This window comes from Sinorhizobium terangae (assembly GCF_029714365.1).
Taxonomy (GTDB): domain Bacteria; phylum Pseudomonadota; class Alphaproteobacteria; order Rhizobiales; family Rhizobiaceae; genus Sinorhizobium; species Sinorhizobium terangae.
In genome coordinates, this window is sequence record NZ_CP121660.1 from 1 (window position 1) to 13643 (window position 13643).

Annotated in this window: 11 protein-coding genes; 5 read left to right on the forward strand and 6 right to left on the reverse strand. The window is 61.8% G+C overall.

Annotated elements, in window-relative coordinates:
• The first annotated feature begins 3 nt into the window (after positions 1 to 3).
• The 3 genes from repA to repC all read left to right on the forward strand — a co-directional run bounded on the left by repA (position 4) and on the right by repC (position 3672).
• Positions 4 to 1197, forward strand: coding sequence for a plasmid partitioning protein RepA (gene repA, locus QA637_RS18705; protein WP_428843180.1), 1194 nt, complete (start codon positions 4 to 6; stop codon positions 1195 to 1197).
• Between the two features lie 3 nt (positions 1198 to 1200).
• The gene (gene repB / locus QA637_RS18710; protein WP_283066156.1) at positions 1201 to 2205 is read left to right on the forward strand and encodes a plasmid partitioning protein RepB; all 1005 of its coding nucleotides are present in this window, start codon (positions 1201 to 1203) and stop codon (positions 2203 to 2205) included.
• Between the two features lie 156 nt (positions 2206 to 2361).
• Positions 2362 to 3672 carry a plasmid replication protein RepC gene (gene repC / locus QA637_RS18715; RefSeq protein ID WP_283066158.1) on the forward strand — a complete coding sequence of 437 codons (1311 nt, stop codon included), beginning with the start codon at positions 2362 to 2364 and terminating at the stop codon, positions 3670 to 3672.
• Between the two features lie 702 nt (positions 3673 to 4374).
• Here the strand turns inward: repC and QA637_RS18720 are convergent.
• A complete protein-coding gene (locus tag QA637_RS18720) occupies positions 4375 to 5211 on the reverse strand; it encodes a glycosyl transferase (RefSeq protein ID WP_283066160.1) in 837 nt (278 codons plus the stop codon).
• A gap of 614 nt (positions 5212 to 5825) precedes the next feature.
• Between QA637_RS18720 and QA637_RS18725 the strand changes: the two genes are divergently transcribed.
• Positions 5826 to 6968 (forward strand): RHE_PE00001 family protein, encoded by a 1143-nt coding sequence (locus tag QA637_RS18725; RefSeq protein WP_283066161.1) that lies wholly within the window; start codon positions 5826 to 5828, stop codon positions 6966 to 6968.
• Positions 6969 to 7013: 45 nt separating this feature from the next.
• Here QA637_RS18725 and QA637_RS18730 read toward each other — a convergent pair whose 3' ends face one another.
• The 5 genes from QA637_RS18730 to QA637_RS18750 all read right to left on the reverse strand — a co-directional run bounded on the left by QA637_RS18730 (position 7014) and on the right by QA637_RS18750 (position 12025).
• Positions 7014 to 7514: a hypothetical protein gene (locus QA637_RS18730; RefSeq protein WP_153443074.1), complete on the reverse strand. Its 501-nt coding sequence runs from the start codon at positions 7512 to 7514 to the stop codon at positions 7014 to 7016.
• A 232-nt stretch (positions 7515 to 7746) separates the two neighbouring features.
• Complete coding sequence (locus QA637_RS18735; RefSeq protein ID WP_283066163.1) at positions 7747 to 9252, reverse strand: tripartite tricarboxylate transporter permease; 1506 nt, start codon at positions 9250 to 9252, stop codon at positions 7747 to 7749.
• A gap of 9 nt (positions 9253 to 9261) precedes the next feature.
• A complete protein-coding gene (locus QA637_RS18740) occupies positions 9262 to 9723 on the reverse strand; it encodes a tripartite tricarboxylate transporter TctB family protein (protein WP_283066165.1) in 462 nt (153 codons plus the stop codon).
• A gap of 335 nt (positions 9724 to 10058) precedes the next feature.
• Positions 10059 to 11036, reverse strand: coding sequence for a tripartite tricarboxylate transporter substrate-binding protein (locus QA637_RS18745; RefSeq protein WP_153443082.1), 978 nt, complete (start codon positions 11034 to 11036; stop codon positions 10059 to 10061).
• 203 nt (positions 11037 to 11239) lie between these two features.
• Positions 11240 to 12025, reverse strand: coding sequence for a pseudouridine synthase (locus QA637_RS18750; RefSeq protein ID WP_283066168.1), 786 nt, complete (start codon positions 12023 to 12025; stop codon positions 11240 to 11242).
• 211 nt (positions 12026 to 12236) lie between these two features.
• Between QA637_RS18750 and QA637_RS18755 the strand changes: the two genes are divergently transcribed.
• Positions 12237 to 13631: a DUF3300 domain-containing protein gene (locus tag QA637_RS18755; RefSeq protein WP_283066170.1), complete on the forward strand. Its 1395-nt coding sequence runs from the start codon at positions 12237 to 12239 to the stop codon at positions 13629 to 13631.
• The last annotated feature ends 12 nt before the right edge of the window (positions 13632 to 13643 follow it).

Here is a 13643-nt window from a genome sequence, read left to right on the forward strand (position 1 = left end):
ATGTTGCAGCAGAAAATCCAGAGTCTTGAGGAGCAGGAGCATTTGCCATCCCTCCTGTCTGCCGACGCTCAGGAGCTTGCTCATCAGTTGCAGGAACATCAGAAAAAGATCTTCTCCCCGACGGCGCAAAAAACAATGCGGCTGTTCACTCCGGCCGAGGCCGCGGCCTTCATCGGAATCGGTGAAGGTTACCTGCGCCAGATCGCGTCAGAAGGCCACGGGCCGCAGCCGCTGTCAAACGGCCGGCGCATGTATGCCGTCGAGGATATCGATCGCATCCGTCGTGTGCTCGACGAAGGCGCGAAGACCGGAAAATACATCCCTCACCGCCGGCCGGGCGAAAAGCTCCAGGTCATATCGGTGATGAATTTCAAGGGCGGCTCGGGCAAGACGACGACGTCCGCCCATCTCTCCCAATATCTCGCGCTGCGCGGCTATCGCGTGCTGGCGATCGACCTCGATCCGCAGGCTTCGCTTTCTGCCCTCTTCGGCCACCAGCCGGAGCTCGACGTCGGCGAGGCGGAAACACTTTATGGCGCCATCCGCTACGACAACCCGCGCCCGATCGCCGACGTTGTCCGCTCCACCTACACCGCCAATCTCCACCTGATCCCCGGCAATCTCGAGCTGATGGAGTTCGAACACGAAACGCCGAAGGCCATGATCGGCGGATCGGCCGAAACCTTGTTCTTCGCGCGAATTGGCGAGACGCTTTCGGAGATCGAGGGTTTCTACGATATCGTCGTCATCGACTGCCCGCCGCAGCTCGGCTTTCTGACCATGTCGGCGCTCTGCGCCGCGACGTCGGTGCTCATCACCGTGCATCCGCAGATGCTCGACGTGATGTCGATGTCGCAGTTCCTGTCCATGACGAGCGACCTCATGACCGTGGTGGAAAAGGCCGGTGGGCGCACAAGCTACGACTGGATGCGCTATCTCGTCACCCGTTTCGAGCCGAACGATGGGCCGCAAAGCCAGATGACCGGCTTCATGCGCGCGATCTTCGGCAACCGCATGCTCCACAATGCCATGGTGAAGTCGACCGCCATCTCGGACGCCGGCGTCACCAAGCAGACGCTCTACGAGGTGGAGCGCTCGCAATTCATTCGCGGCACCTATGACCGGGCGATGGAGTCGCTCTCGCTCGTCAATGCGGAGATCGAAGAGATGATCCGCAAGGTCTGGGGAAGGAAGTAATCGATGGCGCGCAAGAACCTGATCGGCATTTCCGACAGTCCGACGGCTTCGCTCGACGGAGAGCGGCCAGCCGTCGAGCGTCCGATTGCCGGCCTTGCAGCGGGCCACCGCCCAAGCGGCCTCGTCGGCGGGATTACGAGATCGCTCTCGAACATCACGCAGAAGGTGGAACGCGCCGAGGAACTGGAGCGCCAGCTCGCCGAAGGGCAATCGATCGTCGATCTCGATCCCTCGCTGATCGATGCCTCCTTCGTTGTCGACCGCCTCGGCGTTACCGCCGAGGCCCAAGCCGCGCTTGTGCAGCAGATCCGTGACCACGGACAACAGGTGCCGATCCTCGTCAGGCCGCATCCGACGGCGAAGGAGCGCTACCAAGTCGCCTATGGCCACCGGCGGCTGGCGGCGCAGCGTGAAATCGGCGGGACGGTCAAGGCGGTCATTCGCAATCTCAGTGATGAACAACTCGTCGTCTCCCAGGGGCAGGAAAACAACGCCCGCACGGATCTCTCCTTCATCGAGCGTGCGCTGTTTGCGACGCGTCTGGAGGACCGCGGCTTCTCGCGCGAGATCATCATGTCGTCGCTTGGCGTCGACAAGGCGGCGCTCTCGAAAATGATCACGGTCGTGCGCCGGCTACCGGTCGAGGTGATCGAGACGGTCGGTGCCGCGCCCGGTTTTGGACGCCGGCGATGGATGGAACTCGCGGATCTTCTCGATCTCGATGGAAACCGGTCGCGGGCGCTCGAATTTGTCGGAGAGACCGAGTTTCCGGCCGGTGCAAGCGATCAGCGCTTCGAAAAGCTGTTCGGCTTCCTCAGTACCGCCAAGGAGAGCCCAAAGGCGGAAGCCTGGATCGCGCCTGACCGCACACGTCCCGTACGCATCCGCGAGACGGAGTCAGAAACGACTCTTGCCTTCAGCAGGAAGGTTGCGCCGGGATTTGCCGATTTCGTGAGGCAGAGGCTGCAATCTCTGTACCTCGAATACCAACAGGAAACAGGAGATTAAACAGAGCAAAAGAAAAAGGCTTCCGAACGACTAGCGCTGCGGAAACCCTTCTCTCGTGTAGCAACTAGAGAATCCCATTTCCGCGAATCAGTGTCAAGAGTTTTTGACGTCGTTTCGGCGAACGGTTTTCTTTTGCCTTGGATAAGGTGAAGAAAAATGGAACGTGGAAGTGTGACGACGCCCTTTGGGCGGCGGCCGATGACGCTTGGCATGCTCGCAAGCCAAATCACTGCCGGCCGCACCCGGCCGGAGCGATCGGTCGACAAGTGGAAATTGTTTCGCTGGCTCTGCGAAGCCAAAACCGTGGTTGCCGTCTCCGATCGCTCTCTGGCGGTGCTGAACGCGCTGCTCAGCTTTTATCCCGGCACGGAACTGTCCAGGGACGCCGGCCTTGTCGTTTTTCCGTCCAATGCCCAGCTTTCGCTTCGAGCGCATGGCATGGCCGGGACGACCTTGCGGCGACACCTCGCAGCGCTCGTCGAAGCAGGCTTGATCCTTCGGCGCGACAGTCCGAATGGCAAGCGCTACGCCCGGCGAAGCCACGGCGGTGCCGTCGGCGAAGCTTTTGGCTTCGATCTTTCGCCGCTCATCGCACGCGCGGCCGAATTTGAAACCGCCGCCGCCGAGCTCGCCGCCGAACGGCAGCATCTGCGCATCATGCGTGAGAGATTGACCCTCTGCCGGCGCGACGTTGCCAAGTTGCTGGAGCTCATTCACGAAAGCGCTCCCCAAAGCGATTGGCAGGACTACGAGCTGATGTTTGAAGAGCTCATAAACGAGCTTCCCCGCAAGCCCTCAACCGCAGAAATCGAAGCAGTGCTGAGTTCAATGGACCGCCTTCGTTGCGATCTCGCCAACCGATTGGAAAACTTGCTCAATTTCCAAAAAACGGACACCTATGATCACCAGAATGGATGCCACATACAGAATTCACATCCAGACTCTCTTTCTGAATCTGAAGTTGGCTTAGGAAAAGGAGCTGAACCGGTTTTGCGAAAAGCAACCGATGCAAACGTTGCAGAGATTTTGAAAGAACAGCCACCGAAACCCACGCCACGCAAAGCATCGTCGCCTTCCATCGCCGTCGATCGCTCGACTACCGTATCTCAACGACCGAACCGCGAAATCCCGCTGCCGGCCGTTCTGCAAGCCTGCCCGCAGATCGCCGACTATGGGCCTTCGGGCCGGATTTCGAGTTGGAAGGATCTGATGACGGCCGCGATCGTCGTCCGTTCTATGCTCAATGTCAGCTCCGATGCTTATGACGAGGCCTGCTCCGTCCTTGGCTGCGAGAACACGGCGACCGTCGTCGCCTGCATCCTCGAAAGAGCGGAACAGATCACGTCGCCGGGCGGCTATCTCCGTGAACTCACCAGGCGCGCGCAACGTCAGGAATTTTCCCTTGCCCCGATGGTCGCGGCGTTGAGTCGGGCAAGGAGAAGTGGAGGCTTTGCCCTAGCGAGTTAATGCATGTCGCTCAAAAGGGTGCAGCGATCTTGGGGCGACGACATACACAAAAGCATGACCTACAGGCGCGCATCAGTCCGCTTGAACGCGACGCGCAATCACCGGAAGGAAACTTCCCGTCGGCCCGTGTGCAACGAGATAGGGCAGGGGACAAGTGATACTGTCGTTGGCCAGCATCGTGCTGAACCATTGCCTTGCCGAGCGAAATATTGGAAACTGGGCGGCGTAACGGATTCGCCCGGATATGCATTTGGCATGGGTCTGGTGGTGGTTTCTTAACAATTCTGCGTCTATCGTAACGCATTGGCAGAAAAGAGTTTAATTTCCCGTTGCGGAAGCTAACTCGCCCATAATTTCCGACACCTCGGACATCCAGAAACAGCGACATTCCGCATTGTCGGCAGCCGGATAAGAACGAAGCCGGCGAGCCTCCTCGAACCCGACAAGTATCCAAGGTTGACAGCTGTCAACAGCATGGCTGACCCGGCGCCCGTAGGCTGAAAATCAGCTGACGCGGCTCAAGCTTAGAGGGTCCCGCAGCGCGCCGTCCTGTCAGACGCCAAAGCCTTTCCCGGTTCAAGGAAGCAAGCAGGAAAACAACTCCATGAAATGCGCGTAAAGGCTTTGCGAGCGGCATGACGCCTCAACAAACGAAGGTGCACGCTCCCCCCCTTCGATGAAAGGCGGCTCGCCAGTCGCCGCTCACTCGCGCCAGTGTTCCGCCACCCATGGCGTCGGACGGATGTAGTGGCGCAGATAGCCGAACACGCCTTTCTGCCGGCGGTCACGCGAAAACAGGTCGCGGATATGTCCAAGCGGTGACGCCGGACGCCCCTTGTAGCCGAACTGCCCATCGATCGCATGTTGCGGCAGGAGGTTACGGGGGAAGATCACGACGCGGCCATCGGCAGGCAGCCGCGGTGCCAGGAAATAGTTGAGCGGGAAGGGCCAGCGGCAATCCTGGCGGAAATGCAGAACCCAGCGCCGCGGAAAGAGTTTGACGCCGCCCGGGGCGTTGCGGGTTACGAAGCGTTGTTCGAAGCTGTATTCATCAGCCACGCCCTGCGGGTCGGCGCGGAACTTTTCCTGCAACGGAACGAGCTTGCCGACCGGAAACCGGAACAACGACGTCTGTCCGAGGCGTTCAAAGGGCGTCGTCTGGTTACGCGCCAATATCACGTCATCCGCCCCGCCATACTGGAAGAAGGCATCGAGCGATCCGACGATCACCAGATCGAGGTCGAGGAACAGGACCGGACCGGTGAGGTTGCCGAGCTTCGGACCCCACAGCCGCGCTTTCGGCCAGATGCCTTTGCTGTTCACCGGCATCGCGACATCGAGCGGTGGCAGATCTTCGCAAAGGATCTCGGGACGCAGGCCGCTGCGGTTATCGGTGAAACAGGTGAAGGTGAAAGGCGGCGTGATGTTGCGTGCCACCATGGCGTAAAGCCGGTTGATGAAGGGCGGACCGTATTTCGTGCCCCAGTTGATGCATATCACCTGTTTGACGCCGCCACTTGCCGCCAGAACGCTTGCCATGGGCTCTCCATTCTTTGCCGACAGCTCTTTCCGCAACAGCCGACCTGTCCATCGGTCTCAAAGGTGCGGCCTGTAACTTCGACAGTCGGGGAATTGCTTTCGACTTTCCATCCTGCTGCTGCGCTCTCGCGCATTCAGTAAGGCACGGTCACGAAACGCCGATTGACCCATGCCTGCATGACGCTCGGCCTCGAATGAGAACCGCAGCGACGTCGCAAGCTACCCGTCATTCCTGACCCTCCGGCCCGTCTTCTCCGAGGAATGCAGCCGGCATTTCGATCGTGGCCGACTTCATATCGATGTCAGTTGACAGCTGTCAACGGCGCGCCCGCACGATCGTCTCGCAGGTTCTTGACGGCTGCGGCCGCCGATCCGACGCCGTCGCGACGAAAAGAATGTCGCCCGACCGCGGTGCGTGTTGACAGCTGTCAACTCGTCCGAGCGCGTCGAAGTCGAGGCTGCGGCGCAATACGCGCGTGGGCCGGCGCCGGGGTCACCTTTTCGAACGACCCAGGGTCGACGCGGATATTAGCAGGGGAGAAAGGCCGGGAAGCCTGTGACGGAAAGATATCGCGTGTTACCTTCCGTTTCGTCGATAACGCTTCGTCTTTAAAATGACATACGAGACCCCGGATCCGCTTCATCCAACACTGCTGCCGGCCCTGATTGCGGCGGAAGACAGCCTTGCGCGTCTCGACGAGCGGGCTGGTCGGCACCCGGTTTCGGAGGGGTTTCGCGAGCGTGGGCAGTTCTTCGATGCGGCCGCGGCGCTCTGGGTCGCCGGTGAACTGGTGCATGTCGAAGACCTCGTGCTGCACGATGCACATATGGATGCGCGCGCACCCTCCCATGAGTTGACGATCGCCCATGCGGTGCTGCGCGCCCGCCGCCGGCTGGATCTTGCCGATCGGGACTGGGCGCTGACGAGCGCCGGACTGAACGCGCTGAGAGGCGAGGGTGGGGTTACCGAGCACAACGATCGCCCCGTCGAAGGTCATCGGGATATCGGGCTTTCGGACAAGGAAGACGAAATGGATGAGAATCCGCTCGCCGCCGAATTTGCCGAACTCGATGCGGCGATGGCGCGCTCACGACGCTTGCTCGATATTCACGCGAGCGGCATCGCCGATATGGAGCCGGCGGCGTCGGCAGCCGCGAAGGCGAGCGCGGAACCCTTGGGCCAGCTCGGATTGCTGTTCGAAGAGGATTGGGACGAAGAGCGGCGGCTCGATGCCTGGCGTGCCGTGCTTTCGACGGCCGATCAGTTGCCAGCTTCTCTCGGGGCGGCAATTCTCTTCGACGCCTGGGACCACATCGAGCCGCTGAGGCGCCAGCACTGGCTCGGCTCGCTGCTCGTCGGAGCCTACCTGCGTTTTCGCGGAAAAGTGTCCTCGCACGTGCTGGCGTTCAACACCGGCCTGAAGACCATCCGCCACGAACGCCGCCGGTCAAAGGACAGGCTGACGCGGCTCCTTGCATTTCTTGAGGCGATGTCGGTGACGGCCGATCTCGGCTTGAAGGAACTCGATCGCCTTTCTCTGGCAAAAACGCAGATGGAGATGCGGGTCAGGGACCGCCGGTCCAGCAGCAATCTCCCTGGGTTGATCGATCTCGTTCTGTCGAGGCCGATCGTCTCGACGGCGCTGATCGCCCGCCATGTCGGTGTCACGCCGCGTAGCGCCCTCAATCTGGTCCGCGAACTCGGCGTGCGCGAGATGACGGGCAGGGGACGGTATCGCGGCTGGGGCGTGCTTTAGCCTGCATTATTCTGCAATGAGTCAGCGCTTTGCGTTCGGCGACGTTCATTGCCGGCGCAGGTTGATGTCGCTGGTGACGACGCTGTCGCCGGAGCTCGGGTCGACATCAGTCGTCACGAGTCTCATGCCGTTCTGTCCGACCTTCTGCACGGTCAGGTTTGCGCTGCGGTCGCCGTTTACCAGCCTCGGCCAGCGGATCGTGAGGTTGATCGCATTGCCGCTTCGGCTTCCGGTCAAGCCGGCCCGTCTGCCGCTCGGCCCGACATAGGTGCCGCTGTAGCTTGCCCCATTGACCTTCAAGTCGGCGCCAACGGCGCGTGACACGACAATCAGGCTGCGACAGGTTCCCTTCATCGACAGGGCCTGACCGCTGGCCTCGGAATTGAAGACGCAGGACACGTTCATCGGCGACCGGTTGATCCGGAGTTTCACCATGCCGCTGCCGGTCCACTGTCCTTCGAGTGATCCGAGAAACGCCGTCTCGTCGGCCTGCGCTGCTCCAACGGCAAAAAGCAGGCTGCCTGCGGCCAGCAGACGCTGGATCATGGAACCTCCTCCTGTAGCCGTGCGTCTTTTCAGCCGCACAAAAGTCGCTGTAGTACTTTGAATTGCTGCGTGTCTTGTCCGCAAATCGGCCCCGATCCAAGGAACATGCAGTGGGATCGGGATCGGTGAAGTCGGGGCACACGCCGATTGCTCGTCGGTCCCCGACCTCAATGAGGTTCCTTTTGGGCGCCGCTGTCAACCGTGAAGGGGCTGACGGCGGCATTTGGCGCGCTCAATCCTCCTCGACGAAGACCTCCTCGCGCTTGGCCTTGACGGCAGGCAGGAAGACGACGACGAGCACGATCGCTGCGATCAGCAGCAGGACGGCGCTGATCGGACGGGTGACGAAGGTCGTCGGGTCGCCGCGCGACAGGATCATGGCGCGCCTGAGGTTCTCTTCGAGCAGCGGCCCGAGCACGAAGCCGAGCAGGAGCGGCGCCGGCTCGCAGCGCAGCTTCAGGAGCAGGTAGCCGACGAGGCCGAAGAAGGCGACCGCGTAAAGATCGTAGACGTTGGAATTGACGCTGTAGACCCCGATCGAGCAGAAGGCCATGATGATCGGAAACAGCACGAAATAAGGGATCTTCAGGAGCTTCACCCAGAGCCCGATCAGCGGCAGGTTTAAGACCACCAGCATCAGGTTGCCGATCCACATCGAGGCGATGATGCCCCAGAAGAGCGCCGGCTGTTCGACCGCCACGTTCGGACCGGGGACGATGCCCTGGATGATCATCGCACCGATCATCAGCGCCATCACCGGGTTTGCCGGGATGCCGAGGGTGAGCAGAGGGATGAACGAGGTCTGCGCGCCGGCATTGTTGGCGCTTTCCGGGCCCGCGACACCGGCGATGGCGCCGCGGCCGAATTCCTCGGGCCGATCCGAGATGCGTTTTTCAACCGTGTAGGAAGCAAAGGCCGCGAGGATCGCACCGCCGCCCGGCAGGATGCCGAGCGCCGAGCCGATCACGGTGCCGCGCACCACGGGAGCGAACATCCGCTTGAAATCGTCGCGCGTCGGCATCAGGTCGCTGACCTTCGCCATCAGCACTTCGCGGGTCTTCTCGTTTTCGAGGTTTCGCAGGATTTCGGCAATGCCGAAGACGCCGACGGCGAGCGCCACGAAATTGAGCCCGTCGGCATATTCGCGGATGCCGAGGGTGAAGCGCGGCGTGCCGGTGTAGATGTCGGTACCGACGAGGCCGAGCAGAAGCCCGAGCGCGACCATTGCCAGCGCCTTGACGATCGAGCCGTGCGCCAGTGCGACCGAGGAGACGAGGCCGACGATCATCAGCGAGAAATATTCGGCCGCGCCAAACTCCAGCGCGATTTCGGTGAGCGGCGGCGCGAAGATTGCAACGAGAAAGGTCGAGACGGTTCCGGCAAAGAACGAGCCGAGCGCCGCAATTGCGAGCGCTGCACCGGCGCGGCCGTTGCGTGCCATCTGGTAGCCATCGATCGCTGTGACCGCGGAGGAGGATTCGCCTGGCATGTTGATCAGGATTGCCGTGGTCGAACCGCCGTACTGCGCGCCGTAGTAGATGCCGGCGAGCATGATCAGCGAGGAGACCGGCTCGAGCTGGAACGTGATCGGGAGCAGCATGGCGATCGTCGCCGTGGCGCCGATGCCTGGCAGCACGCCGATCAGCGTGCCGAGCATAACGCCGATCAGGCAGAAAAGAAGGTTGGCCGGCGAGGCGGCGGTGGTAAAGCCGAGGGCCAGATTGCTGAAAAGATCCATGACCGCCTCCTAGAACCGGACCCAGGGGCCGAAGCGTTCGAAGGGCAGTTTGAGCCCATAACTGAACACCGCCACCGAAAAGACGGCCAGCACCAGCGAAATGGCGATCGCCCAATGCGGCTTCATGCGATGCGAGGCAAAACAGGCGATGAGCGCCGTGAAGAAGATTGCCGGCGCAAAACCCAGGCCTCGCACTGTGAGCCCGAAAAAGATCGGCGCGGGCAGGATGAAGAACATGCCGCGGATTGCGATCGCCCCCATCGGTTCGCCTTGCACGCGGGTCGACTGTACGAGGATGACGACGCCGAGCAGCGTCAATACGCCGGCAAGAAGAAGCGGGAAGTAGCCGGGACCCATGCGGAAGGCGGTGCCGAGATCGAGGCTAAGCGACTGCCAAGCGAAGAACAGCCCGACGGCCGTCAGGATGCCGCCGCACAGGGCATTGGTCGTGTCGAAGGAGATGGATTTCATCGTGTCCCCATTTTGTTCGGGAGCCGTTGAGCCGTGCTCCCCTTCTCTTGCATGGTTCCTTCAATCGTAGCCGATTTAGGGATAAAAACATGCAGTAATTCAAAGTGCTGCAGCGTCCTTTGTGCGCCTACTAAGACGCGCAGCCTGTAGGCGTATGTGCTCGCGTCTCATTGTCCGGGCAGGGCGCCGGACCCTTATCGAGTTGACAGCTGTCAACGTCCCCTCTTGGCCCCGACCCGGGACGAGGAAGGATGCGTCCATACCAAACGGAAACGGGTTGCCGCCGCCATTCTGTCTTGCGACAGGCGGTGGCGGCGGCGCGTTCTCTCACGCGATCAGTCGGCGTACTGACCGGCGGCCTCGATTACCGGCTTCCAGCGGGCGATCTCGCTTTCGAGCTTGGCCTTTAGCGCTGCCGGCGTCGCGTCCGCCTCGCTCGACGGTTCCGTGCCGAGCTCGGCAAAGCGGGCGACGACGTTCTCATCCTTGAGCGCCAGCTGCAGCGACTTCGACAGGCGCTCGGTCACCTCGGCAGGCGTACCCTTCGGCGCATAGATGCCGTGCCAGATGCCGACCTGGAAACCGGAAAGACCGGCTTCTTGCGCCGTCGGCAGATCGGGGAAGATCTTCAGACGGGCAGGCGAAGTGACCGCGTAGGCCTTGATCGTGCCGCCCTGGATCTGCTTCGTGGTATTGGTCGTCTGGTCGCACATGATGTCGACCTGGCCGCCGAGCAGATCGGTCATCGCCGGGCCGGTGCCCTTGTACGGCACGGTCGTGAGCTGGGTATCGATCGCGCTCATGAACATCATACCGCAGAGATGCGAGGCGGCGCCGATGCCGGCATTGGCGACCGTCACCGTGTCCTTGTTGGCCTTGACGTAGTCGATCAGCCCCTTGAGATCGCTCGGTTCGAAGTCCTTGCGGGCGACGATCGTCATTGGAACTTCGGTGACGAGGCCGACATATTCGAAGGCATTCAGCGTGTCGTAGGCGAGCTTGCGATAGAGTGTGGCGCTGGTCGCCATGCCGATATGGTGGAGCAGCACCGTATAGCCGTCGGGATCCGCCTGGGCGACGCGGCCCGCGCCAAGCGTGCCGCCGGCGCCGCCGACGTTCTCGACGATGATCTGCTGGCCGAGATCCTTGGACATCGACTCGGCGACGAGACGGGCGACCGTGTCGGTCGGGCCACCGGCCGAGAACGGCACGACCATCGTGATCGAACGCTCCGGATAGTTTTGGGCGCTGGCCGAAGCGGCAAAAAGGGAAACGGCGGCGACAGCGCCCAAAAGCGCTTGCAGAATTTTCATCTTTTCCTCCCGATGAAATTATGGACCAGCCGGCATGGTTCCTCCCGTGCCGGTACTGGATCGCCTATTTGCAGATGGGATTTTAGCACAGACAACCGCCGCTGGCGGTCACTTTGCCGATTTCCGTGCTTGATGCGCGTGATATGGGTGGATTTGGAAACAAGAGGGCCGGACGATGGGTGGATTTCCACCCATCGCATTGCTCAAACCTCAAGGCCGGTGCGCTGCCGGAGATATCGGATCTCGGCCTCTGTCAGAGGCCGGACCGCACCTTTCGCCAGGTCGCCGAGCTTTATCTCGCCGATCGACACACGCACGAGCCGCAGGCACTCGAAGCCGAGCACGTCCAGCATGCGGCGGATCTGGCGGTTGCGTCCCTCCTGCAGCTCGACCTCGATCCAGCTGTTGCGTTCGCCGCTTCTCAGCCGCTGCACGTTCCTGGCCCGCAGCCGTTCGCCGCCTTCCACGACCCCCTCCATCATTCCCGCGACCGCGGCGTCATCGAAGATGCCGTCCACCTGCACATGGTAGATCTTGCCGAGATGCGTCTCCGGGTCCAGCAGGCGCTGTGCCAAGACCGTGTCGTTGGTGAAGAGCAGCAGTCCCTCGCTCGCCTTGTCGAGCCGCCCGACCGGCGAGAGAAACCGCGCGTCCGCGGCACCGAGGCAAGAATAGACTGTCGGCCGCCCCTCCGGGTCGTCACGCGTGGTGACAAGCCCGCGCGGCTTGTTCAGCATCAGGTAGGTCTTTGCTTCCGCCGCGATTACGACACCGTCGACGGCAATCCTGTCGGCGTCGATATCGACCCAGCGCGAAAGATCCGTCGTCGTTCGACCGCCGACGCTGACGCGGCCGTCGGCGATCAGCTTTTCGGCCTGCGTGCGGGAGCAATAGCCGAGTTTGGAGAGCGCACGCGCGAGCGTCACGCGCTTGCCGGCCTCTGCTTTCGTTTCGCCCTGTCTCTTCGGTGAGCGGCGCGGTTGTTTCACGGCTTCCAGTCTCCAAGGGTACCATGGTCCATCTGGCACAATCGGCGCCGCTCGGCCAGAGTTGAAAACCATTGATTGCTGTGGCTTTGATGCAACGATCAAGAGTGCTAATCTCGCTTGCGACTTGTACGACAGGGCTCGTCTTAGAACGGTAACCGCTTCGTCGAGAAAGCGACACGTTCTCCGACGGGCGATTTTGGGAGGCGTTGTCATGATCAAGTCAATCCTGCGGGGGGCGACCGCTCTTGCGGCAATCTCGCTGCTGCACATCGGCGGCGGCTTCCTTCTTCCAACGAAAGCTTTGGCCCAGCAGACGGCGGCTGCTCCTGCTGCGCCAGCCGAGGCCGCACCCGAACCGCTGACGGATGACGAGCTTGAGGTGCTGGTAGCCCGCATCGCGCTCTATCCGGACGAACTGGTGGCGCTGATCTCCGCGGCTTCGCTCTATCCCTTGCAAATCGTCGAGGCCGAGCGGTTCCTGGAGGCGCGCGAGAAAAAACCTGACCTGAAGCCCAAGGAAGATTGGGACGGCAGCGTTGTCTCGCTGCTGAACTATCCTCAGGTCGTCAAGATGATGAGCGAAGACCTCGAATGGACGCAATCCTTCGGCGAGGCGATCGCCAATCAGCAGAAGGATGTGCTGATTGCCATCCAGCAGTTGCGCGACGAGGCGGTCGCCAAGGACATTATCAAGACGGACGACAAGGTGAAGGTGGTCGAGGAGGGTGACAACATCATCATCCAGTCGGCAAATCCGGAAACGATCTACGTGCCGCAGTATCCGCCGGAGATGCTTTATGTGCCAGATTATGCACCGGCGCCGATCAGCTATTATGAAGACCCCTATCCTGCCTATTGGTATCCCGGGGCGGCCTTCTTTGCTGGTGCCGTCACTGGCGCGGCCTTCGCCGCCATCGTCGACTGGGACGATTGGGGTGTATGGGGTGGCCGCTGGGACGGCGACATTAACGTTGACTGCAACAAGTGTTTCAACAACATCGACTTCGACGGCAAGGTCAACTGGAACGACATCGACTGGAAGAATGTCGACCGTAGCAAGATCAGTTTCGACCGCGACCAGCTCAACAAGTTCGATCGCACCAACCTCAAGAACAACATCAAGGCCAACGGCAACAACAACCTGCGCAACCGCGCCGCCGAGATCAATCGCGACCGGCCGCAGGCGCGACCGGGCGGCGGTGGCGGCCAGCTCACGGATGTGCGTAAGAGCACGCTCGAAGGGCTGAAGGCCCAACCGAGACGGGATACCGCGGCGCGGCCCGGTGGCGGGCAGGCGGCGGCAAAGGCGAGAGCCGACGGCGGCAAGCCAAGCGTCAACCGGCCGAAGGGCGGCAGCAAGCCCTCTGCCAACCGGCCAGCCGGCAAGAAGAAGATGGCTTCGAAGGCGCAGAACCGGCCGAAGAAGCCACCCGGCCTCGGCAACGTCAATTCGGGCCGGCGCGAGGTCGCCTCGTCGCGGCGTGGCGGTCACAGCATGGGCGGCGGTCAGCGCGGCGGCGGACGGCCCCAGATGAGCCGCGGTGGCGGCAGGCCGCCGATGGCCCGTGGCGGCGGAGGCCGCGGCGGTGGTGGACGCAGGCGCTGACAAGGAGGAGAA

Bases quoted from the DNA above. Each gene is read 5' to 3' on its own strand.
- repB (WP_283066156.1), top strand. From the start codon at position 1,201: ATGGCGCGCAAGAACCTGATCGGCATTTCCGACAGTCCGACGGCTTCG.
- repC (WP_283066158.1), top strand. From the start codon at position 2,362: ATGGAACGTGGAAGTGTGACGACGCCCTTTGGGCGGCGGCCGATGACG.
- QA637_RS18720 (WP_283066160.1), bottom strand. From the start codon at position 5,211: ATGGCAAGCGTTCTGGCGGCAAGTGGCGGCGTCAAACAGGTGATATGC.
- QA637_RS18725 (WP_283066161.1), top strand. From the start codon at position 5,826: ATGACATACGAGACCCCGGATCCGCTTCATCCAACACTGCTGCCGGCC.
- QA637_RS18730 (WP_153443074.1), bottom strand. From the start codon at position 7,514: ATGATCCAGCGTCTGCTGGCCGCAGGCAGCCTGCTTTTTGCCGTTGGA.
- QA637_RS18735 (WP_283066163.1), bottom strand. From the start codon at position 9,252: ATGGATCTTTTCAGCAATCTGGCCCTCGGCTTTACCACCGCCGCCTCG.
- QA637_RS18740 (WP_283066165.1), bottom strand. From the start codon at position 9,723: ATGAAATCCATCTCCTTCGACACGACCAATGCCCTGTGCGGCGGCATC.
- QA637_RS18745 (WP_153443082.1), bottom strand. From the start codon at position 11,036: ATGAAAATTCTGCAAGCGCTTTTGGGCGCTGTCGCCGCCGTTTCCCTT.
- QA637_RS18755 (WP_283066170.1), top strand. From the start codon at position 12,237: ATGATCAAGTCAATCCTGCGGGGGGCGACCGCTCTTGCGGCAATCTCG.